Below are 21,590 nucleotides of genomic sequence, written 5' to 3'. Positions count from 1 at the left end.
CTCCGCGCCACCGCACCGCGTAGCACAGCGACGGCGCCCGCCCCCCTCAACGGGGTGGACGGGCGCCGTCCTCAGCCGAACCGGCCCGCTCGAACCGGCTCGTGCCAACCCTGCTCAGCCCACCGACGAATACGCCACCACGCCCCGCAGCACGCCGTCCACGGCCTTACGGGCCGTACGCGCCACCGAGCCGCCGGGCGGGGCCGCCGCCGCGATCTGGCCGAGGACATCGATCAGCTGCTTGCACCAGCGGACGAAGTCACCGGCCGGCATCTCCGCCTCCATCAGCACCTCGTCGAGGCCGAAACCGGAGGCCCAGCGGTACGCGGCCCATGCGAAGCCCAGGTCCGGCTCGCGCTGGCCGACGCCCTCCGCCTGGTTGATCTTGTGGTCCTCCTCCAGGGCATCCAGCCGGCCCCAGATACGCACCATCTCCGCCAGCGCGTCCCGAGCCCGGCCGGACGGCAGCTTGGGTGCCACCGCGTCGTCCGCCTGGCGCGCCTCGTACACCAGCGCCGACGCGCACGCCGCCAGCTCCGCCGGGCCGAGCCCCTCCCAGACGCCGTCCCGCAGGCATTCGCTCGCCAGCAGATCCAGCTCGCCGTAGAGCCGGGCCAGCCGCCGGCCCTCGTCGGTGACGGAGTCCCCTTCGAGGTAGTCCAGCTCGGTCAGCAGCGCGCAGATCCGGTCGAAGGTGCGCGCGATGGTGTTGGTCCGCCCCTCGATCCGGCGCTCCAACTGGCGGGTGTCGCGCAGCAGACGGTGATAGCGCTCGGCCCAGCGGGCGTGGTCCTCGCGCTCGTCGCAGCCGTGGCAGGGGTGCGCGCGGAGCGCCGTACGCAGCCGGGTGATGTCCCGGTCGTCGGCCGCCTCGGAGCGCGGCTTGCGGTGCCGCGAGGGCACCAGATGGCCGGCCTTGGTGCGCAGCGCGGACGCCAGATCGCGCCGCGACTGCGGGCTGCGGGCGTTGAACGACTTGGGGATGCGCATCCGGTCCAGCGCGCTGACCGGCACCGGGAAGTCGATCGACGCGAGCCGCTTGACCTGCCGCTCGGCGGTCAGCACCAGCGGCCGCGGGCCCTCCTGCGCATCGAAGCCGCGGTGGCCGTTCGTCCGCCCCGGGGACGTGCCCGGGTCGAGCACCAGCGCCAGACCCGCGTACTTGCCCGTCGGCACATGGATGACATCGCCCGGCTTGAGCTTCTCCAGCGCCGCGACGGCCGCCACCCGCCGCTGCGCCGCGCCCTGCTTGGCCAGCTCCGTCTCACGGTCCTTCAACTCCCGCCGCAGCCGGGAGTATTCCTCGAAGTCGCCGAGATGGCAGACCATCGAGCCGCGGTAGCCGGCCAGGCCCTCCTCGTTCTTCTGGACCTGCCGCGAGATCCCGACCACCGACTTGTCGGCCTGGAACTGCGCGAAGGACATCTCCAGCAGCTCCCGCGAACGGTGCCTGCCGAACTGCGAGACGAGGTTGACCGCCATGTTGTACGACGGCTTGAAGGAGGAGCGCAGCGGATACGTACGGGTCCCGGCGAGGCCGGCCAGCGCGCCCGGGTCCATGCCGCGCTGCCACAGCACCACGGCATGGCCCTCGATGTCGATGCCACGGCGCCCGGCGCGACCGGTGAGCTGGGTGTACTCGCCGGGGGTGATGTCGGCGTGCTGCTCGCCGTTCCACTTGACGAGCTTCTCCAACACCACGGACCGCGCAGGCATGTTGATGCCCAACGCGAGCGTCTCGGTGGCGAAGACGGCCTTGACGAGCCCCTGGACGAAGAGCTCCTCGACGACCTCCTTGAAGGTCGGCAGCATGCCGGCGTGGTGGGCGGCGATGCCCCGCTCCAGGCCCTCCAGCCACTCGAAGTAGCCCAGCACATGGAGGTCGTCGTCCGGGATTCCGGCCGTCCTCGCCTCCACTATGCGGCGGACCTTCTCGCGCCCCTCCTGGTCGTTGAGTCGCAGGCCCGACGCCAGGCACTGCTGGACGGCCGCCTCGCAGCCGGCGCGGCTGAAGATGAAGGTGATCGCGGGCAGCAGGCCCTCGTTGTCGAGGCGGTCGATCACCTCGGGGCGGCTGGGCGTCCAGATCCGGCTGCGCTGCCGCCGCTCGCGCTCGCGGTCCGCCTCCCGCATCGTGCGGCCGCGGCGCTTGTCCCGGCCGAACGTCGGCCGGCTGTTCTCCATCCGCGCCAGCCGCTCCAGGTCGGGGTTGACCTCACGGCGGCCGCCGCCCTGACCGTCCCGCTCCTCGAACAGGTCGTAGATCCGGCGGCCCGCGAGGACGTGCTGCCACAGCGGCACCGGCCGTTCCTCGGCGACGATCACCTCGGTGTCGCCACGGACCGTGTCCAGCCAGTCACCGAACTCCTCGGCGTTGGAGACCGTGGCCGACAGCGACACCAGCGTCACCGAAGCGGGCAGGTGGATGATCACCTCTTCCCAGACGGCGCCGCGGAAGCGGTCGGAGAGATAGTGCACCTCGTCCATGACCACATAGCCGAGGCCGACCAGCGACTGCGAGCCGGAATAGAGCATGTTCCGCAGCACCTCGGTGGTCATCACGACCACCGGCGCCTCGGAGTTGATGCTGTTGTCGCCGGTCAGCAGGCCGACCTTGTCGGCGCCGTAGCGCTTGACCAGGTCCGTGAACTTCTGGTTGGACAGAGCCTTGATCGGCGTGGTGTAGAAGCATTTCCGGCCCTGCTCCAGGGCCAGGTGGACGGCGAATTCGCCCACGATCGTCTTGCCGGATCCGGTGGGGGCCGCGACCAGCACTCCCTTGCCGGCCTCCAGGGCCTGGCACGCCTCGACCTGGAACGGATCCAGCCCGAAGTCGTACATCTCTCGGAAAGGGGCGAGTGCGGTGGCCTGCTCGGCCGCCCTGAGCTTGGCGGCGGCATAGCGCTCAGCAGGGGACATGTCCTCGGTCATCGTGCTTACGAGACTACCGGCCGCCTCTGACAACGACCGGATCTTTATGGCTGCCCTTTACCCACGGGCAGCCCTTCACCGACGGAGCCACGGCTGCCGTTCGGCGTCCGGACAGGCGAACGGCCCCGGCTCGCAGAGCACGGGGCCGCCGAAGACCGTCCGGTCACATCAGGTCACAGCCGTTGCACAAAAGGTCATGTCACGTCGTCATAGCCGCCGCGGCGGCTCACCTCGTCGCCCGGCTCACCGCTCGCCTGCTCCGGGAGCATCCGGCCGGAGGCGACCGGCTCGGTCCCGCCGATGCCCTCGGGCGTCAGATCGAGCTCGGACGCCTCGTCGTCATCGAGGTCCGCGTCCGGGTTGCTGCGCTTACGGCGGCGGTCGTTGAGCAGGCAGATGCCGACGGCGCCGAAGTACAGCACCACGATCGGGATAGCCAGCAGGCCCATCGTCAGCGGGTCACCGGTGGGTGTCGCGAGCGCCGAGAAAACCGTGATGCCCAGCACCATGAACCGCCACCAGCCCAGGATCCGGCGGCCGGTGAGTACCCCACCCATGTTCAGCAGCACCAGGAGGAGCGGCAGCTCGAAGGCCAGGCCGAAGACCACGACCATGCGCGTGACGATGTCGAGGAACTCGTCCGCCGGGAAGAGGTTGGCCCACTCGCTGGGGGTCAGTCCGACCAGCGCGCCCGCGGTGGTCGGCAGCACCGCGTAGGCGAGGTAGGCGCCGCCGAGGAAGAGCGGTACACCGGCGCCGACGAAGCTCAGCGCGTACTTCTTCTCGTGCTTGTGCAGGCCCGGCGCGAGGAAGGCCCAGAGATGATAGAGCCACACGGGGCTGGCGACGACGACGCCGGCGGTGAGGGACAGCTTGAGCAGGATGGTGAACGGTGCCAGCAGACCGTTCGCGGTGATCTCGGCGCAAGGGTGTGTCCGCGGCCCGGTGGTGGAGGTGCCCTTGGGGCAACCCACGGCGTCGATGACCGGGCCCGTGATGAAGTGGGCCAGCGGCTCGTACTGCCACATCGCGATGGCGGTGACCACCACGATCGCCAGCACCGACTTCAGCAGCCTGTTGCGCAGCTCACGCAGATGCGCCGCGAGCGGCATCCGCCCCTCGGGGTCCTTCTCCTGCTTGCGGGCGGACTTGAGCAACCCACTTCCTCGTCTCGTACATCAGCCGTTCCCGATCGGGCCGGCGACTGGATCGGCTCGGGTCAGCTCTTGTTGGTGGTGTTCGGCTCGGCCACCGGGCGCGAGCTGGTCACATCACCGGGAGCCGCCTGAATCGTACGAGGGGTCTGCTGCGCGGCGTCGGAGGGCGCCTCGGACGTGGTGCCCGTCGTGGCACCGCCGTCCGCCTCGCCTTCCTTCTTCATCGCCTTGGCCTCGCTCTTGAGGATGCGAGCGGATTTGCCGAGCGAACGCGCCATGTCCGGGAGCTTCTTCGCGCCGAACAGCAGCACAATGACGGCGAGGATCAGAACGATCTCGATGGGCCTCAGGTTGCTGAGCATGTGCGACTACCTTCTCGCCGGGGCGGCGTCTGCTGTGGTGCCTGCCGAATGGGGGTCGGACTGGCGTCCTGGTGCTACCTCGATCGTAACGTTCGGTGGTAAACGCTCGGCAATCCCCGTGCATACTCCGGATTGCCTCCCTGACACGCGGCCCGCCTGCCTCACAGACCACACGCTGATGCAGCGTACCTCCCGGATCTCCGAGGCAGCAGAGCGCCGCCGTCAGTCGGTACCGACTTCATGGGCGCGGGCGGCGAGCGGGGTCGCGGCCCGCTCCAGATCCTGTGCGGCCCGCTGGATCCGGTCCGACGCCGTGCCCACCTCACGGGCCAGCCGCCGTACTTCGACGAAGACGCGGACGGCGAGGACGCCGAGCACGGCGATGCCGAGGAAGCCGAGGGCGATAGCGATCATGGGCCAGAGCATGAGGCGAGCCTATCGGGCGTCACCGAGGGGAGCCCGCCCTGCGTCACACCGGGCCGGTCAGCCGGTGTGCAGCCGCAGCGTCCGGACCCCGCCGTCGGTCAGCAGCTCGATGATCCGCTCACCGGCCGGCTTGCGCACCGAACTGCCGCAGTCGGGGCAGGTGAAGGAGTAGAAGGTGGTGCGGCTGCTGGCGCCGATGGCCAGCCGGAAGGCGTCCGAGGCCAGTTCGAAGCGGCCCCGGCAGTCCGGGCAGGCCGCCTTGAAGAGCACCGGAGCGGTCATCGTCGCCATCGTGGTCGTCATCCTTCGCTGCCTCCTCCTTGCGGTGATCGGAGCTTACGGCCACCGGTGTGCCGCGGTCACTCGCCGTACGCCGCCAGCGCCTGGCTCGCCGCCTGCCGCGCGCTGTCGGCGAGGGCCCGCGGCGACACGATCCGGCCGTCCCTGCCCAGCCGCAGCGCGAGGCGCCGCAGCGAGGCCGGGTCGGGGGTGCGCAGGGTGATGCGCAGCCCGCCGTCGGGCAGCTCCTCGGCGCTGTCGTGCGGGTAGTACTCGGCGACCCAGCGGCCACCGGGCCCGACCTCGATGGACACCTCGGGGTCCTCGGCCGCGGGCTGCACCAGGCCCTCGGACAGATCACGCAGCTCGATCGGCGGCGGGTCGGCGGGCGCGTCCAGCAGCTTGATCTCGGCGACCCGGTCGAGCCGGAAGGTCCGCCGGGCCTCCGAGAGCCGGCACCAGGCCTCTACATACGTGTGGCCGACGGCGAAGAGCCGGATCGGGTCCACCTCGCGCTCGGTCAGCTCATCGCGGGCCGGGGAGTAGTAGCGCAGCCACAACCGGCGCCGTTCGGCGATGGCGCGGTCCACGTCGGCGAAGACCCCGCCCTCGGACTCGAAGGTCACCGAGAGCCGGGAGCTGGCGCCGGCCGCCTCACCGGCCGCCGCCTCCAGCTTCGCGGTGGCCCGCAGCAGCGCCTGCCGGTCGCCCTCGCGCAGACCGGGGAGGGTGGCCACGGCACGGGCCGCGACCAGCAGCGCGGTGGCCTCGTCGGCCGCCAGCCGAAGCGGTTCGGCGACATCGTCGGGGTTGTGCCACCAGATGCGGTCGCCGTCGGTGTCGATGTCCAGGAGGTCGCCGCCCCGGAAGCTCGTACCGCACATCGGCAGTATGTCGAGGTCGGTGATCAGCTCGTCCTCGGTGATGCCGAAGGCGCGGGCGACGTCACCGACGCGCGCGCCGGGGCGCTCGCGCAGATAGGTCACCAGCGACAGCATCCGCCGGGTCTGGTCGATCGCGTTCGTAGCCATGGAGTGTGCGTCCCGTCTCTCTCAGCCCTTGGCCACGGCACGCAGCCGGTCCACGACATCGGCCCGCAGTTCGGCGGGTTCCAGCACCACCACGTCCGGCCCGAACTCCACCAGCCAGGCGTCGAATCCGTGCCCGTTGGGGATCTCCAGCTCGTCCCAGCCGTCGCCCAACTCCCGTACGGAGAGCGCGCGGGCGCGCAGCGGGTAGCCGTGTTCGGCGCGGAGCTTGATCTTCGCGGTTCCGGTGGCGGTCTCGCCGGCCCAGCTCTCGACGGTCTCGCGGACGGTGACGTGATCGGGCACCGGTGCGGTGAACTTCCCTTGGCGGGAACGGACCTTGCCGGTGATCCGGGACAGCCGGAAGACCCGCTCGGCCTTGCGGTCACGGTCCCAGCCGGCCATGTACCAATGGCCGCGCCAGCACTCCAGGATCCACGGTTCGACCTGCCGCTGCTCGGGGCGGGCGGCATTCGACTTGCGGTAGTCGAAGACCACCGGGCGGCGGTCCCGGCAGGCCAGCATCAGCGGCTCGAAGGCCGCCTCATGGGCCGGGATGCGGGGTTCGAGCGCGCTGTGCGGCTGCCCGGCGTCGATGTCCTCACCGTCCGCGGCCAGCGGCATCCCGGCCGCCCGCAGCTTCTGCAGCGCGCCACTGGCGGCACCGGCGAGCCGGGCCTGCTGCCAGATCTTGGCGGCCAGCCCGAGGGCGGCGGCCTCCTCGGCGTCCAGAGTGATCGGGGGGAGGCGGTTGCTGTCGCGGCGGGCCACATACCCGACATCGCCGTCGATGCCGTCGACGGTCTCGATCACCAGGCCCAGCTCGCGCAGATCTTCCTTGTCCCGCTCGAACATGCGACTGAAGGATTCGTCGCTGTTCGCCTCGATATAGGCCTCGATGGACGACCTGAGCTCACGCTTGGTCAGCGGGCGTCGCGTCCCCAGCAGGCACAGCGCCAGGTTCATCAGCCGCTCGGCCTTGGCAATCGCCATCGACGCCCTTTCGCGATTTCCCGTTGTACTTCCCGACCGTTGACCGTACCGCTCAGGGTGCCTGTGGCAAAAGCCGGACGAGTAAGCCCCCACTCCCTTCGTCCGCCCGTAGGGCAGTCAGAAGGGAGCGGGGGCTTACTCAGCGGGTCAGCGTTGGTCTCAGACGGAGACCAGGTCGCAGACGAAGATCAGCGTCTCGCCCGGGGCGATCCGGCCGCCGCCGGCGCCACGGTCGCCGTACGCGAGGTGCGCGGGGATGGTCAGCTTGCGGCGGCCACCGACCTTCATGCCCTGCACGCCCTGGTCCCAGCCGGCGATGACCTGGCCGGCGCCCAGCTGGAACTCCAGCGGGTTGCCACGGTTCCAGCTCGCGTCGAACTCCTCGCCCGTGCTGAAGGCGACGCCGACATAGTGGACCTTCACGAAGTCCCCCGCCTTGGCGACCGCCCCGTCACCCTCCCACAGGTCCACGATCTCAAGATCGGTGGGAACCGGGCCATCAGGAAAGTCGATCTCGGGCTTGTCGATGCTCACGTATGTGCTCCTACTTACGAATCTTTACGATTTGCTGAGTCAGTCTCGCAGATGCAGGTCAGAAGGTGCCGACGATGTCGACCACAAAGACCAGCGCGTCTCCCTTGGCGAGACCGCTGCCCTGCGGGGGCTCGTCCCCGTAGGCGAGATCCGCGGGAATCGCGAGCAGCACCCGGTCACCGACGTGCTTGCCGACCAGACCCTTGTCCCAGCCCTTGACGACGCTCCCGGTGCCGATCTGGAAAGCGGTCGCACCGCCGTGGTCCCAGGAGGAGTCGAACTTCTTGCCGTCCCGCCACTTCACGCCGGTGTACTGCGCGACAAGCGCGTCACGGGCCTTCACCTCGGGCCCCTTGCCCTTGATGAGCACCTGCTCCTTGAGCTTGGTGGGCGCCTTCTCCCCCTCGGGAATGGTGATCACCGCGGCCTTCTGCCCCTCGGCCTTCACCTCCGGCATACCGTCCTCCGGCGCCGCCTGCTCGCCCTTGACCTGAGCCTTCTTGTCGACATGCGTGGCACCGGCGATGTCGAAGACGAACACCAGGCCGTCCCCGGGCTTGATGCCCGCCTGCGGGTTCACCTCGCCGATGAGCGCCTTGGCGGTCCCCTCCACCTCGACACGGCTGCCGATCTTCTTCCCCTCCAGCGCCTCCAGCGCCTTCACCGGGACCGGCAGGTTCTGCTGCATCTGCGGCAGCTGATCATTGAGCTCGAAGACGAGCTGGCGCTTGGGGGCGTTCTTGTCCGCGCCGGGCTGGACGTCCCAGCTGCTGCCGAAGCTCTGCCCCTTCATCAGCTGCCCCGCGTAGTCCACACGAACGTTGTCGCCCGCCTTCACGGCCGCACCCTTGCCCGCGACGACGGTCTTGGTGACCACCTGGTCGGGCGCCTTCGCGTTCTTCGCAACGGTGATCTTGGGCTTTTCCCCGACATCGCCCTTCACCGTGGCGACCGCCGCCGGGGACGTGCCCTTGTCGTCGTCCGAACCGCATGCGGCGGTGAACAGCAGAAGGGGCACGGCCAGCGCAGCGGCGGCGGCGCGGCGGGTGTTCTTCGTGAACGAGCGGTACGGGGCGCGTTCCCCGGGAGATTTCAGCATCTGTCCAACTCGGCTCGTGGGGGTGGATGGGCAATGCCCGCCACTCTACGACCTGTTCCCCCGAGCGTTTCCCGACGCAACACAGCAATGTGCCGGGAGCATTCGCGCTCCCGGCACACCACCGCATTCCCCGCGGGTCACATCCCGGCGATCAGCTTCTCCACTCTGTCGTCGACGGAACGGAACGGGTCCTTGCACAGGACCGTGCGCTGCGCCTGGTCATTGAGCTTGAGATGCACCCAGTCGACGGTGAAATCGCGGCGCTGCTCCTGAGCCCGCCGGATGAAGTCACCGCGCAGCCGGGCGCGAGTGGTCTGCGGCGGCACCGACTTGCCCTCGAAGATCTTCAAGTCGTTGCAGATCCGCGCCGCTTGACCCTTCCGCTCCAGGAGGTAGTAAAGCCCCCGGCGACGGTGGATGTCGTGATATGCGAGGTCTATCTGCGCCACTCGTGGGTGGGACATGGTGATGTTGTTCTTTGCGCGATACCGCTCGATGAGCTGATGTTTCATCACCCAGTCGATCTCTGTCGAGATACGGTCGAGCTCCTCGTCCCGGATCGCCTCCAGGGTGCGGCCCCACAACTCCAGGACCTGCTCGACGGTTCCCGTGCGGATTCCCCGACGGTCGCAGAAATCAACGGCCTTTTCGTAGTACTCCTGCTGCACTTCGAGAGCCGACGCCTCCCGCCCGCTTGCCAGCCGCACCTTGCGCTGACCGGTGATGTCGTGACTGACCTCACGAATTGCCCGGATCGGATTCTCCAGTGTGAGATCACGCATTACCGTGCCCGCCTCGATCATGCGCAGCACGAGATCGGTGGCCCCGACCTTGAGCAGCATGGTCGTCTCGGACATATTGGAGTCACCGACGATGACATGCAGCCGGCGGTAACGCTCGGCATCCGCATGCGGTTCATCGCGGGTATTGATGATCGGACGGGAACGGGTCGTGGCCGAGGAGACACCCTCCCAGATGTGCTCGGCACGCTGACTCACGCAGTACACGGCGCCCCGCGGCGTCTGCAGCACCTTGCCCGCGCCGCACAGCAGCTGACGCGTGACGAGGAACGGAATGAGGATGTCCGCGAGCCGGGAGAACTCACCATGGCGGGCGACGAGATAGTTCTCGTGGCAGCCGTAGGAGTTTCCCGCCGAATCGGTGTTGTTCTTGAAGAGATAGACGTCGCCCGCGATTCCCTCCTCGTGCAGGCGGCGTTCGGCGTCGACGAGCAGGCCTTCGAGAATGCGCTCGCCGGCCTTGTCGTGGGTGACCAGTTCGGTCACGTTGTCGCACTCGGGGGTTGCGTATTCCGGATGCGATCCCACGTCCAAGTACAGGCGGGCGCCGTTCCGCAGGAAGACATTGCTGCTGCGGCCCCATGACACAACACGGCGGAAGAGGTACCGCGCCACTTCGTCAGGCGACAGTCGGCGCTGTCCCCTGAACGTGCACGTGACGCCGTACTCGTTCTCCAGCCCGAAAATGCGGCGGTCCATGACTGAACATTACGCCTGATGGCCTGCTCTGAAACCGGGTTCGACGGCCCCGTTTCGATCATTTTCCGCCGGGCGGGCACCTTCCGTGCGCTGCACGGGATCCCCAAGAAATCGCTTCGTCGACAAAAGCACGAGCAGCGCCGCCACCCCGCCGGCACCGGCCACCGCGAAGCCCGCCGCCGAACCACCGCCCTCCACCGCCGGGCCCACCACCGAGGAGCCCGCCGCCGCTCCGACGCCGAACGTCGTCACCAGCCACGAAAACGCCTCCGTCACGGTGCCCTTGGGCGCATGCCGGTCCACCACCACGAACGCACAGGCCAGCGCCGGCGCCAGGAACACGCCGGCGACACCCGCCAGCACCGTCATCCCGAAGACACCTGGAGCCAGCATCAGCGGCAGATACCCCAGCGCCAGAAGGGCGATGAGCAATCGCAGCCGGTTCTCCGGGCGACCGGGCCACTCACGGGCACCGTAGACGAGGCCGCCGACCAGCGCGCCGACGCCGAGCGCGGAGAGCAGATAGCTGGAGATCATTCCGCCGCCGTACTCGTCGGAGTACGCCACCGCCGCGACCGCTATCGAGCCCAGCGCCAGCCCGACGAAGAAGAACGCCCCGATCAACACCAGCATCCCCGACGAACGCAGCGCGCCCAACCAGTGCGCATCACGCGGCCCGCTGCGCCACTGCCTGGACGGCTTCGAGACGACGACGGAGAGCGCGCCGAGCACCCCGAGAAGATTGACGACCAGCACCGCGACCCGCTCCGACCAGGCCGCCACGGACAGCGTGACCAGCAACGGCCCCACCGCGAACATGACTTCCTGTGCGACCGCGTCCAGCGCGTACGCGGCGTGCACCCGGTCCTCGCGCTTGAGGATCCCGGGCCACAACGCCCGCAGACCGCCCTCCAGGGGCGGGGTGAAGAAACCGGCGATCACCATGGCTACATACGCCAACCACGGCACATCCAGGCCGACGGCAGCCAGCAGCGCCATCCCGAGAGCGGAGAGCACCGCGGCGGGCAGCATCACCCGCGGCTGGCCGTAGAGGTCCACGGCGCGGCCCAGCAACGGCTGGCCGACGGCGGTGAAGACGCCGTAGACCGCGGAGAGGGCGCCGGCGATCGCGTAGCTGCCGCCCTCGGCGCGGATGAAGAGCACGATGGCCAACGACGCGGTGGCGTTCGGCAGCCTGCCGACCAAGGTGCCCAGCAGGAGCCGGGCCGCGTGCCGGGTCCTGAGCAGATCCGCATATCCCGCGGCCATTCCCGCCCCTCTCCGTCCGGCCCAGCCCGGACGTAATACGTATAACCTTCGGCGTTATACGTACCATGGCCGCAACCCGCGGGTCCACCCCGCAGCGGCCGAGCATGAGGAGTGACGCACCGGTGACCAGCAACCAGGCCAGCCCACCGGCCCGCCGCGAGCCGCCCCGCCCGACCGCCGCCACCCGCGTCACCAGCCGCGACGTCGCACGCGCCGCCGGAGTCTCACAGGCCGCCGTCTCCCTCGTCCTCGGCGACAAATGGCGCGGCCGGGTCTCGGAAACCAAGGCCGAGGCCGTACGGGCCGCCGCCCGCGAACTCGGCTACCGCCCCAACCTCGCCGCCCGCAACCTGCGCATGGGCCGCACCCGCACCGCCCTGCTCGTCGTCCCCGCCCTCACCACCGAATTCTTCGCCTGCGTCTACACCGGAGCGGCCCGTATCGCCGCCGATCACGGCTTCGGCGTAGTGCTCTACCCCTCCCCCGAGGGCATCGGACCCGCCCGCGACCCCTTCGACTCCGCATCCGCCACCCTCGACGGCGTCATCGCCTCCTCCATGGCCGCCGACGCCCTCACCGCACTACGGGACGCCGGCCTCCCCCTGGTGATGCTCGACAGCGACCCGGACGACGACCAGGCCACCGCCACCGTCAACCTCGATATCGCCGACGGCGTACGGCAGTTGGCCACCCACCTGCATTCCCTCGGCCACCGCCGGATCACCCACCTCACGGCCGGCGTGGACTCCTGGACCTTCCGGCTACGCGCCCGCACCCTGGCCGAAACACTGCACGGGACACCCGGCACACTGCTGCGCCACCACCCCGCCGCGCTCGGGGTCGACGGCGGACTGCACGCCGCGCACGCCGCACTGACCGGCCCCGGCCCCCGCCCCACCGCCCTGCTCTGCGACGACGACATCATCGCCGCGGGCGCCTGCAAGGCCGTACGCCGCCTAGGCCTGCGCATCCCCGAAGACATCTCCGTCACCGGATTCGACGACCTCGCCCTCGCCGTCGCCGTCGAACCGGAGCTGACCACCGTACGGCTGCCCGCCGAGGAATTCGGCGCGGCCGGCATGCGGGCCCTGATGGCCGTACTGGACGGCGACCGCCCCGAAGCCCCCACCCTGCCGGTCCAGCTCATCACCCGCGGCTCCACGGCCCCACCACCGACCGACACCGACCACACGACATGAGCCGTGCGCCCTCCCCCACCCCCAACGCCGCGCGCCCCGGCGGGCGATGACCCACCGGGGCGCGCGATCCGGGCACAGGCCCGGAAACAATGCTCAATACCTGCCCAGCACTTGCTCAGTCCTTCGACTCCGCCGACCCCTCAGAACCGTCCGGGGAATCACCGGAATCCGCGGAATCCGCATCCGAAGACCCGGAACCGCCCTTCCCCTTGGCACCCTTGGTGTCGGCGCCCTTACCGCTCCCGGCACCCTTGCCGTTTCCGGCGGACTCACCGGCACCCGAAGACTCCCCGGCCTCCCCGGCATCGCCTTCCGCGCCCTCCGCCGGCTTCTCGGCCTCGGAACCGCTGTGCTCATCCAGCAACCGCGACAGCTGACGCCCCAGAATCCGCTTGAACTTCCGCTGCTGCGGCCGCGTACGGTCCAGCGTCGCGACCTCAAGCTGCTCGGCGGTCAGCGTGCGCTCACTGCCGTTGGTGTCCCGCGACAGCGACTCGACGGCCAGCTTCAGCGCCTCGCCCAGCGTCATCCCATCACGGTGATGCTGGTCCAGATAGCTGCTGATCTGGTCGGCATTGCCACCCACCGCGACCGAACCGTGCTCGTCCACGATCGACCCGTCATGCGGCAGCCGGTAGATCTGATCATCCTCGGGCGCATTGCCGACCTCGGCGACGATCAACTCCACCTCGTACGGCTTCTCGGCGGCGCTGGAGAAAATCGTGCCGAGCGTCTGCGCATAGACATTCGCGAGACCGCGCGCGGTCACGTCCGCACGGTCGTAGGTATAACCCCGCAAATCGGCATACCGCACGCCACCGATCCGCAGATTCTCGAACTCGTTGTATTTGCCGACCGCCGCAAAGGCGATGCGGTCATAGATCTCGCTGACCTTGTGCAGGGCGCGGGAAGGATTCTCGGCGACGAAGACCACGCCGTCGGTGTACTGCAGCACCACGACACTGCGGCCACGCGCGATGCCCTTGCGGGCGTACTCGGCGCGATCGGCCATGGCCTGCTGGGGTGAGACATAGAACGGCGTCGACACCGGCTATCCGTCCCTTCCTGTCAATGGCTCCCTCACTGGAGCTCTATCACTGGCGTGGGGCTCCCCCAGCGTCGGCTGGGGGAGCTCATCCCGGAACATCCGTCCCGTCAGAGCAGCGCGGCACGCGGGCCGTCGGGCTGCTCGAAGCGGCGCTCATGCACGGCACGGGCGATCTCCGAGATCTCGGCCTCGGTGAGCTTCTTGAAGCCCTCCTCGGTGATCACCGTCACGATCGGATAGATCCGCCGGGCCAGATCCGGCCCACCGGTCGCCGAATCGTCATCCGCGGCGTCGTAGAGCGCCTGAACAACAGCGGTGGCGGCCTGATTCTCCGTGAAATCATCGCGGTAGAGCTTCTTGAGCGCCCCACGGGCGAAGACGGAACCGGACCCCGTCGACGCGAAGCCATGCTCCTCGGAGCGCCCGCCGGTCACGTCGTACGAGAAGATACGGCCCTTCTCGCGGTCGACATCCCACCCGGCGAACAGCGGCACCACGGCCAGGCCCTGCATGGCCATCCCGAGATTGCCACGGATCATCGTCGACAGCCGGTTCGCCTTGCCCTCCAAGGAGAGTTGAGCGCCCTCGACCTTCTCGAAGTGCTCCAGCTCCAGCTGGAACAGCTTGACCATCTCGACGGCGAGGCCGGCCGTACCCGCGATACCGACCGCCGAATACTCGTCGGCCGGGAACACCTTCTCGATATCGCGCTGCGCGATGACATTCCCCATCGTCGCCCGCCGGTCACCGGCGAGCACCACGCCGCCGGGGAACGACGCCGCCACAATGGTCGTGCCGTGCGGGGCCTCGATGGCTCCCTGGATGGGCGGCAACGGGCGGTTGCCCGGCAGCAGATCGGGAGAATGCTCGCCGAGGAAATCCATGAAGGACGAGGATCCAGGCGTCAGGAAGGCTGCTGGGAGTCGCCCGGTGCTACGAGTGTTGGCTTCCACGCGTTTCCTTCCAGGTAGTCGGCAGCTCGGTTCACAGCTGCGGGGTCATCCCTCAACAGGCCGAGGCCGGAATTGCAGTTGAAGCACAGTACGCCACGGACCCTACCCGTCTTGTGGCAGTGATCCACATGTACGGCCGGAGCCTTCAGGCAGATCGCACAGAGCGCCATCTGAGAGGCGATCATCTCGTCACGCTGGGCTTCGGTCATGCCGTACTTCCGGCGGCGGTGGTCCACACGCCCCGACGCCGCCCGGCATGGCTGGACCACCGGCTGCTGCGCACGGCAGTGATCGAGGTTTGACCGCTTGCGGGCGAAGGCTGCATGCGACGTGGTCTCGCCGCACCGCACGCAGCCCCCAGAGCCTTCGATTCGAAGGTCACTCGCCGCCTTTTTGAACGAAACTTCGAACGAAGTCCTCTGCGTTCTCCTCAAGCACATCATCGATCTCGTCCAGGACGGAGTCCACGTCGTCCGACAATTTCTCCTGGCGTTCCTTGAGGTCCTCCGAAGCCTGCGCGTCCTGCGTCTGCTCCTCGACCTCTTCGGTGGAACGCGTGGCCTTCTGCTGTCCGCCGCCGCTGTCCTTGGTCGCCATATCCCTCACCCCGCTCGGTTCGCCCCGCTCGATGTGACCTTCCAAGATCCGACCCTACAAGCAGGGTCCGACATCGGCCCCGCACTTGGTGCAACGTCCGGGAGTCCCTTCCATGATTCCCGCACCGCGGCCATTTCAGCCGTGGATCAGCCACTGATCGCCGCGGATCTGGCGCGAACCAGCCGCTCGGTCAGCGGCCGGAAAGCGTCCTCACCAGGTCCTCGGCCGTCCGGCAGCGGTCCAGAAGCTCCTTGACGTGCTTTCGGGTCCCGCGCAGCGGCTCCAGCGTGGGGACCCGTTGCAGGGAGTCACGGCCGGGCAGGTCGAAGATGACCGAATCCCATGAGGCGGCCGCGACGTCGTCCGCGTACTGCTCCAGGCAGCGGCCGCGGAAATAGGCCCTGGTGTCCTCAGGGGGTTTCAGCTCGGCCCGCTCGACGTCGGGTTCCTCCAGGAGCCGCTTCATCTTGCCGCGGGCCGCCAGACGGTTGTACAGGCCCTTGTCGGGGCGTACGTCGGCGTACTGGAGGTCGATGAGGTGCAGTCGGGCCGCGTCCCACCCCAGGCCGTCGCGGCGACGGTAGCCCTCCATGAGCTCCCGTTTGGCGACCCAGTCGAGCTCGCCGGACAGGCTCATCGGATCGTTCTCCAGCCGCCCGAGCACGTCCTCCCACCTGGTCAGGATGTCCTTGGTCTGGTCGTCCGCATCCGCTCCGTAGCGGTCCTCGACGTACTTGCGGGCCAGCTCGAAGTACTCCATCTGGAGTTGTACGGCGGTGAGCGTGCGGCCGCTGCGGAGGGTGATCAGGTGTTGCAGGGTGGGGTCGTGCGAGACGTGGTGGAGGGTGCGCACAGGCTGGTCGACGGCCAGGTCGACGGCGATGAACCCGTCCTCGATCATGGAGAGCACCAGGGAGGTGGTGCCCAGCTTCAGGTAGGTCGAGATCTCGGAGAGGTTCGCGTCGCCGATGATCACATGCAGTCGGCGGTATTTCTCCGCGTCCGCGTGCGGTTCGTCGCGGGTGTTGATGATGGGGCGCTTGAGGGTCGTCTCCAGGCCGACCTCCACCTCGAAGTAGTCGGCGCGCTGGCTGATCTGGAAGCCGTGCTCATGGCCGTCCTGGCCGATGCCGACCCGGCCGGCGCCGGTGACCACCTGACGGGAGACGAAGAACGGCGTGAGGTGCCGCACGATGTCCGAGAAGGGGGTCTCCCGCTTCATCAGGTAGTTCTCGTGCGTGCCGTAGGAGGCGCCCTTGTTGTCGGTGTTGTTCTTGTAGAGGTGGATGGGCTGGGCGCCCGGGACCTGGGCCGCCCGCTCGGCGGCCTCGGCCATGATCCGCTCGCCGGCCTTGTCCCAGAGGACGGCGTCGCGGGGGTTGGTGACCTCGGGGGCGCTGTATTCGGGGTGTGCGTGGTCGACGTAGAGCCGGGCCCCGTTGGTGAGGATCACGTTGGCCAGGCCGATGTCCTCGTCGGTGAGCTGACTGGAGTCGGCGGCCTCACGGGCGAGGTCGAAGCCGCGGGCGTCCCGCAGCGGGTTCTCCTCCTCGAAATCCCAGCGGGCACGTCGTGCCCGGTGCATCGCGGCCGCGTAGGCGTTGACGACCTGGGATGAGGTGAGCATGGCATTGGCGTTCGGGTGGCCGGGGACGGAGATCCCGTACTCCGTCTCGATTCCCATTACTCGCCGTACGGTCATGCGGCCCTCCTTGCCCGGCGGCGCCCCCGGATGGGGTCGGCGCTCAAGTACCGCTGCGCTTCCGGTCCGTGTGCGATCCCCGCTCCCGCACAGCGTGACGCGGCGGTACCGAAGAGCCTAGAACGCCTTTGCGGCGCTGGGGAGATCATTACAGTCATTGCTCCAGTCCGGTTTTCCCTGGTCGGTCGCGCTCTTTGCAGGGGCGGTCCTCTCGTCCCCGGAAATGCGTCCGGCTGCGGACGCCCCGTGCAGGACATCCGCAGCCGGAGAGCGGCGTTACAGGTATTGGCCGGTATTCGCCACCGTGTCGATGGAGCGACCGGTGTCCGCGCCCTGCTTTCCGGTGACCAGCGTGCGGATGTATACGATCCGCTCGCCCTTCTTGCCGGAGATACGGGCCCAGTCGTCCGGGTTGGTGGTGTTCGGCAGGTCCTCGTTCTCCTTGAACTCGTCCACACATGCCTGGAGGAGGTGGGAGACCCGCAGACCCTTCTGGTTGTGTTCGAGGAAGGCCTTGATGGCCATCTTCTTCGCGCGTCCGACGATATTCTCGATCATCGCACCGGAGTTGAAATCCTTGAAGTACAGGACTTCCTTGTCACCATTGGCGTAGGTGACCTCCAGGAAGCGATTCTCCTCCGATTCGGCGTACATCTGCTCGACGACCGACTGGATCATCCCGCTGACCGCTGCCTTGCGCGACTGACCGTGTTCGGCGAGGTCGTCTGCGTGCAGGGGGAGTCTTTCCGTGAGGTACTTCGAGAAGATGTCCTTGGCGGCCTCCGCGTCCGGGCGCTCGATCTTGATCTTCACATCGAGGCGGCCGGGGCGCAGGATCGCGGGGTCGATCATGTCCTCGCGGTTGGAGGCGCCGATCACGATGACGTTTTCCAGGCCCTCCACGCCGTCGATCTCGGAGAGCAGCTGCGGGACGATGGTGTTCTCCACGTCCGAGCTGACGCCGGATCCCCGGGTGCGGAAGAGGGAGTCCATCTCGTCGAAGAAGACGATGACGGGTGTGCCCTCGCTCGCCTTTTCCCTGGCCCGCTGGAAGACCAGCCGGATGTGCCGTTCCGTTTCGCCGACGTATTTGTTGAGCAGCTCGGGGCCCTTGATGTTGAGGAAGAAGCTCTTCCCCGCGGGCTGCCCGGTCACCTCGGCGACCTTTTTGGCAAGGGAGTTGGCGACGGCCTTGGCGATGAGTGTCTTGCCGCAGCCCGGCGGGCCGTAGAGCAAGACGCCCTTGGGCGGGCGGAGTTCGTGCTCCTTGAAGAGGTCGGGGTAGAGGTACGGAAGCTCGACCGCGTCCCGGATCAGTTCGATCTGGCCGCCCAGACCACCGATCTTGGTGTAGTCGATGTCCGGGACCTCTTCGAGGACGAGTTCCTCGACCTCGCTCTTCGGGATGACTTCGTAGACGTAGCCGGAGCGGGATTCGAGAAGCAGGGCGTCGCCGGGGCGGATGGTGGTGTCCAGCAGTGGCTCGGCGAGCCGTACCACCCGTTCCTCGTCGGTGTGCCCGACCACCAGGGCGCGCTCGCCGTCCTCAAGGATTTCCTTGAGGGTGACGATGTCGCCGGCGCTCTCGTACTCCATGGCCTCGACCACATTGAGCGCTTCATTGAGCATGACCTCTTGGCCGCGCCTGAGGTCCTCGGTCTCAACACTGGGGCTGACATTGACCCGGAGTTTTCTGCCTCCGGTGAAAATATCGACCGTGCCGTCCTCGTTCGCCTGCAGGAAGACACCGAAGCCGGCCGGGGGCTGTGCGAGCCGGTCGACTTCCTCCTTGAGTGCGACGATCTGGTCGCGAGCCTCGCGGAGAGTATTGGCGAGTCGCTCGTTCTGAGCCGAAACGCCGGCCAGGTTGGTCTGCAGCTCGACGATCCGCTCTTCGAGAATCCTCGTGTGACGCGGAGAGTCGGCGAGCTTGCGTCGCAGGACGGCGATCTCCTGCTCAAGATAGGCAACCTGGCCGGCGGGATCTTCAGACCCCCGCCCCGGCCGGATGCCGCGGTTGATGTCGTCGTCGTGGGCTGCCACGGTCCTCACCTCCTCCAAGGAGCTGGACGCTTCCTGACCCTACCTGGGCCGGTGCAGGTTGAAACCCCTAGATCGAAAAGACTGTCGGGGTGTGTCCGATCTTCACCCTTGCGCACGTCCTCACGCCAAGGGAATACCCACCCATCAACATCGGAAAGCGAGCGGTTGTATCGTCGAGTCGGTCAACACCCGTCAGGGCTGGCGCCACTTAGACAAAAACGGTTCACGTAGGCAGGGAACGGCAGGCGAGATGACCGCGCAGGATGAAGCCCGTCCAGAGCTTGAAGTCTGGATCGATCAGGACCTGTGCACCGGCGACGGCATCTGTGCGCAGTATGCGCCGGAGGTCTTCGAGCTCGACATCGACGGTCTGGCCTATGTGAAGAGCTCGGATGACGAGCTGCTGCAGGACAAGGGCGCCACAACGCCCGTCCCGTTGACGCTGCTCAATGACGTGCGGGACTCCGCGAAGGAGTGCCCCGGGGACTGTATCCACGTCCGCCGCGTCGCGGACCGGGTGGAGGTCTACGGCCCGGACGCTGAGTAGCCGGGTAGACACGGCACGGACAGCACGTAGGCGTGGTGTGGTCGACAGCGACTACACCACGCCTACTTCATGTGACGGATCACGCACGCTCGGTGCTCGCAGCATCGGGGAGTTCGCTCTGGACGAACTTCCCGTCCTGCCATTGCCACTTGACGCTGTTGCGTACGTCGGGGCAGCAGCGCGGAACGTCGAGCGAGGAGTAGCCCAGGAGCGTCGCAGAGACCTCGTCGCCCTTGAGGGCGAAGTCCTCGACGCTGAGCTTCTGAGAGGGCGCGAGAAGGGTCGCGACGATCCGCGGCGGGGCTTCCGGGTTGTCGGTGGTGGTGGTCGGCTGCGCGAGGACGTAGACGCCGCTGGGCGGGGTGCCGACGTCGCTGTGGCAACGGACCACGGCGACGGTCTCGGTCGTGCCGTCGAGATCGAGGTCGCCGGAGGCCTTCTTCACCACGTCGAGGCGATTGGGTCCGCAGTCGACCGGGAAGGTCACGCGGCGCGGATCGGGGGCGGCCACGGGGCTGTGGGCGGTCTTGGCCTCGTAGGCGGGCTTGGCGCCGTGCGAGGTGGTGGCGGTGGCATCGGGGGGCTGGACGAGGGACGCGGCCGCGACGACCGCCGAAATGGCGGTGGCGGTGGCGAGCCAGTGCATGGGGCGGGGCTGGGTGTGCGAAAGGTCCTGGCCGACCAAGGGCTGCACGCGGGGTAACTCCTGTGAAGAGCTGTGGCGGTGGGAGTGCCCAGCATCGTTCCACAGGAGGGGGCGGCGGGGAACCGTCGGGAGCGGAGTTTCGCGCGCGGAAGCCGATTGTTAACGCAACGGCGCCGCCGGCGGTTCCATGGGCGGAACTCGTCGGCGGCGCCTGGTGGTTCGGTGGCCGGATCGGGACGGTCAGCCGCGCTCGGCGGAGCCGTCCCCGCTGCCGGATGCCGCTGCCGGGTCTGCCTTGGCGGGCGCGGCGGTTTCCCGCCCACCCGACGCGGTGGTTTCCCGCCCACCCGACGCGGTGGTTTCCCGCCCACCCGGCCCTGTGTAGTCCTCGCCGTACGCGCCCTTCGCGGGCCGGCGGCGGCGCAGCGGGGGCTCGACGCCGTCGGCGAGCCGGCGGGCGGTCAGCAGGAAGCCGGTGTGGCCGATCATGCGGTGGTCCGGGCGGACGGCGAGACCCTCGACGTGCCAGGTGCGGACCATGGTTTCCCAGGCCGACGGCTCGTTGAAGGTGCCGTGTTCGCGGATCGACTCGACGGTGCGGGCCAGCTGCGTGGTCGTGGCGACGTAGGCGCAGAGGATGCCGCCGGGAACCAGGGCCTTGGAGACGGCCTCCAGGCACTCCCAGGGGGCGAGCATGTCGAGGATGACGCGGTCGACCTCGGTGTCGGACAGGTTGTCCTGGAGGTCACCGACGGTGAGCGTCCACGCGGGGTGCGGGCCCCCGAAGTAGCGCTCCACGTTCTGCGTGGCGATCTCGGCGAAGTCGGCGCGGCGCTCGTAGGAGTGCAGCATGCCGTGGTCGCCGATGGCGCGCAGCAGGAAGCTGCTGAGCGAGCCGGATCCCACCCCCGCCTCGACGACACGGGCGCCGGGGAAGATGTCGGCCATCGCCAGGATCTGCCCCGCGTCCTTGGGGTAGACCACGGCGGCGCCGCGGGGCATGGACAGGACGTAGTCGGGGAGCAGCGGGCGCAGCGCGAGATAGGCGACGTTCCCGGTGGTTCGGACAACACTGCCCTCGGGAGCACCGATCAGCTCGTCGTGGGGGAAAGCTCCCTTGTGGGTGTGGAAGCTTTTTCCCTCTTCGAGCGTGAAGGTGTAGTGGCGTCCCTTGGGGTCGGTGAGCTGGACCTGGTCCCCGACCTTGAAGGGCCCGCGACGGCGGGCGGCACCGGTCGGTTCGGACATGTGACCAGCCTACCGGCCCGTTGGGGCGGC

General features: G+C 68.4%; 21 protein-coding genes. 2 read left to right on the top strand and 19 right to left on the bottom strand.

Annotated features, from left to right (window positions below):
* Nucleotides 1–114: 114 nt before the first annotated feature.
* From AB0I10_RS07940 to AB0I10_RS07890, 11 genes are all read right to left on the bottom strand, one after another.
* Nucleotides 115–2,931 (bottom strand): DEAD/DEAH box helicase, encoded by a 2,817-nt coding sequence (locus AB0I10_RS07940; RefSeq protein WP_363151471.1) that lies wholly within the window; start codon nucleotides 2,929–2,931, stop codon nucleotides 115–117.
* A gap of 194 nt (nucleotides 2,932–3,125) precedes the next feature.
* Nucleotides 3,126–4,088 (bottom strand): twin-arginine translocase subunit TatC, encoded by a 963-nt coding sequence (gene tatC, locus AB0I10_RS07935; RefSeq protein ID WP_363151470.1) that lies wholly within the window; start codon nucleotides 4,086–4,088, stop codon nucleotides 3,126–3,128.
* Between the two features lie 62 nt (nucleotides 4,089–4,150).
* The gene (gene tatA / locus AB0I10_RS07930; RefSeq protein WP_363151469.1) at nucleotides 4,151–4,450 is read right to left on the bottom strand and encodes a Sec-independent protein translocase subunit TatA; all 300 of its coding nucleotides are present in this window, start codon (nucleotides 4,448–4,450) and stop codon (nucleotides 4,151–4,153) included.
* Nucleotides 4,451–4,672: 222 nt separating this feature from the next.
* Complete coding sequence (locus tag AB0I10_RS07925; protein ID WP_363151468.1) at nucleotides 4,673–4,876, bottom strand: hypothetical protein; 204 nt, start codon at nucleotides 4,874–4,876, stop codon at nucleotides 4,673–4,675.
* 57 nt (nucleotides 4,877–4,933) lie between these two features.
* Entirely contained in the window at nucleotides 4,934–5,179 is a 246-nt protein-coding gene (locus AB0I10_RS07920; protein WP_363151467.1) for a hypothetical protein, read from the bottom strand.
* A 56-nt stretch (nucleotides 5,180–5,235) separates the two neighbouring features.
* Nucleotides 5,236–6,186 carry a WYL domain-containing protein gene (locus AB0I10_RS07915; protein WP_363151466.1) on the bottom strand — a complete coding sequence of 317 codons (951 nt, stop codon included), beginning with the start codon at nucleotides 6,184–6,186 and terminating at the stop codon, nucleotides 5,236–5,238.
* Nucleotides 6,187–6,207: 21 nt separating this feature from the next.
* Nucleotides 6,208–7,176 (bottom strand): WYL domain-containing protein, encoded by a 969-nt coding sequence (locus AB0I10_RS07910; RefSeq protein WP_363151465.1) that lies wholly within the window; start codon nucleotides 7,174–7,176, stop codon nucleotides 6,208–6,210.
* Between the two features lie 159 nt (nucleotides 7,177–7,335).
* The gene (locus AB0I10_RS07905; RefSeq protein WP_363151464.1) at nucleotides 7,336–7,710 is read right to left on the bottom strand and encodes an FKBP-type peptidyl-prolyl cis-trans isomerase; all 375 of its coding nucleotides are present in this window, start codon (nucleotides 7,708–7,710) and stop codon (nucleotides 7,336–7,338) included.
* A gap of 58 nt (nucleotides 7,711–7,768) precedes the next feature.
* The gene (locus AB0I10_RS07900; protein WP_363151463.1) at nucleotides 7,769–8,809 is read right to left on the bottom strand and encodes an FKBP-type peptidyl-prolyl cis-trans isomerase; all 1,041 of its coding nucleotides are present in this window, start codon (nucleotides 8,807–8,809) and stop codon (nucleotides 7,769–7,771) included.
* 137 nt (nucleotides 8,810–8,946) lie between these two features.
* Nucleotides 8,947–10,308, bottom strand: coding sequence for a Pup--protein ligase (pafA, locus tag AB0I10_RS07895; RefSeq protein WP_363151462.1), 1,362 nt, complete (start codon nucleotides 10,306–10,308; stop codon nucleotides 8,947–8,949).
* A gap of 9 nt (nucleotides 10,309–10,317) precedes the next feature.
* Complete coding sequence (locus tag AB0I10_RS07890) at nucleotides 10,318–11,577, bottom strand: MFS transporter (protein WP_363151461.1); 1,260 nt, start codon at nucleotides 11,575–11,577, stop codon at nucleotides 10,318–10,320.
* A 122-nt stretch (nucleotides 11,578–11,699) separates the two neighbouring features.
* Here AB0I10_RS07890 and AB0I10_RS07885 point away from each other — a divergent pair, with 122 nt between their 5' ends.
* Nucleotides 11,700–12,776, top strand: coding sequence for a LacI family DNA-binding transcriptional regulator (locus tag AB0I10_RS07885; RefSeq protein ID WP_363151460.1), 1,077 nt, complete (start codon nucleotides 11,700–11,702; stop codon nucleotides 12,774–12,776).
* A gap of 115 nt (nucleotides 12,777–12,891) precedes the next feature.
* Here AB0I10_RS07885 and prcA read toward each other — a convergent pair whose 3' ends face one another.
* From prcA to arc, 6 genes are all read right to left on the bottom strand, one after another.
* Nucleotides 12,892–13,824 (bottom strand): proteasome subunit alpha, encoded by a 933-nt coding sequence (gene prcA, locus AB0I10_RS07880; RefSeq protein ID WP_363151459.1) that lies wholly within the window; start codon nucleotides 13,822–13,824, stop codon nucleotides 12,892–12,894.
* Between the two features lie 107 nt (nucleotides 13,825–13,931).
* Entirely contained in the window at nucleotides 13,932–14,777 is an 846-nt protein-coding gene (prcB, locus tag AB0I10_RS07875) for a proteasome subunit beta (RefSeq protein ID WP_363151458.1), read from the bottom strand.
* Entirely contained in the window at nucleotides 14,729–15,217 is a 489-nt protein-coding gene (locus AB0I10_RS07870) for an endonuclease VII domain-containing protein (RefSeq protein ID WP_363151581.1), read from the bottom strand. Before AB0I10_RS07870 ends, prcB begins: the two co-directional genes overlap by 49 nt.
* On the bottom strand, nucleotides 15,156–15,374 hold the full coding sequence (locus AB0I10_RS07865; protein WP_363151457.1) for a ubiquitin-like protein Pup: 219 nt from the start codon (nucleotides 15,372–15,374) through the stop codon (nucleotides 15,156–15,158). Before AB0I10_RS07865 ends, AB0I10_RS07870 begins: the two co-directional genes overlap by 62 nt.
* 190 nt (nucleotides 15,375–15,564) lie before the next feature.
* The gene (gene dop / locus AB0I10_RS07860) at nucleotides 15,565–17,076 is read right to left on the bottom strand and encodes a depupylase/deamidase Dop (protein ID WP_363151456.1); all 1,512 of its coding nucleotides are present in this window, start codon (nucleotides 17,074–17,076) and stop codon (nucleotides 15,565–15,567) included.
* 276 nt (nucleotides 17,077–17,352) lie between these two features.
* Nucleotides 17,353–19,119: a proteasome ATPase gene (arc, locus tag AB0I10_RS07855; protein ID WP_363151455.1), complete on the bottom strand. Its 1,767-nt coding sequence runs from the start codon at nucleotides 19,117–19,119 to the stop codon at nucleotides 17,353–17,355.
* Nucleotides 19,120–19,369: 250 nt separating this feature from the next.
* Between arc and AB0I10_RS07850 the strand changes: the two genes are divergently transcribed.
* Nucleotides 19,370–19,666, top strand: a complete 297-nt coding sequence (locus AB0I10_RS07850) for a ferredoxin (RefSeq protein ID WP_363151454.1) — start codon at nucleotides 19,370–19,372, stop codon at nucleotides 19,664–19,666.
* A 79-nt stretch (nucleotides 19,667–19,745) separates the two neighbouring features.
* Here the strand turns inward: AB0I10_RS07850 and AB0I10_RS07845 are convergent, their stop codons facing one another.
* Nucleotides 19,746–20,360 (bottom strand): hypothetical protein, encoded by a 615-nt coding sequence (locus AB0I10_RS07845; protein WP_363151453.1) that lies wholly within the window; start codon nucleotides 20,358–20,360, stop codon nucleotides 19,746–19,748.
* Between the two features lie 192 nt (nucleotides 20,361–20,552).
* Nucleotides 20,553–21,560 (bottom strand): tRNA (adenine-N1)-methyltransferase, encoded by a 1,008-nt coding sequence (locus AB0I10_RS07840; protein WP_363151452.1) that lies wholly within the window; start codon nucleotides 21,558–21,560, stop codon nucleotides 20,553–20,555.
* Between the last annotated feature and the right edge of the window lie 30 nt (nucleotides 21,561–21,590).

The organism is Streptomyces sp. NPDC050636 (genome assembly GCF_040654775.1).
GTDB lineage: Bacteria > Actinomycetota > Actinomycetes > Streptomycetales > Streptomycetaceae > Streptomyces.
This window is presented reverse-complemented; position numbering and strand designations above follow the sequence as displayed.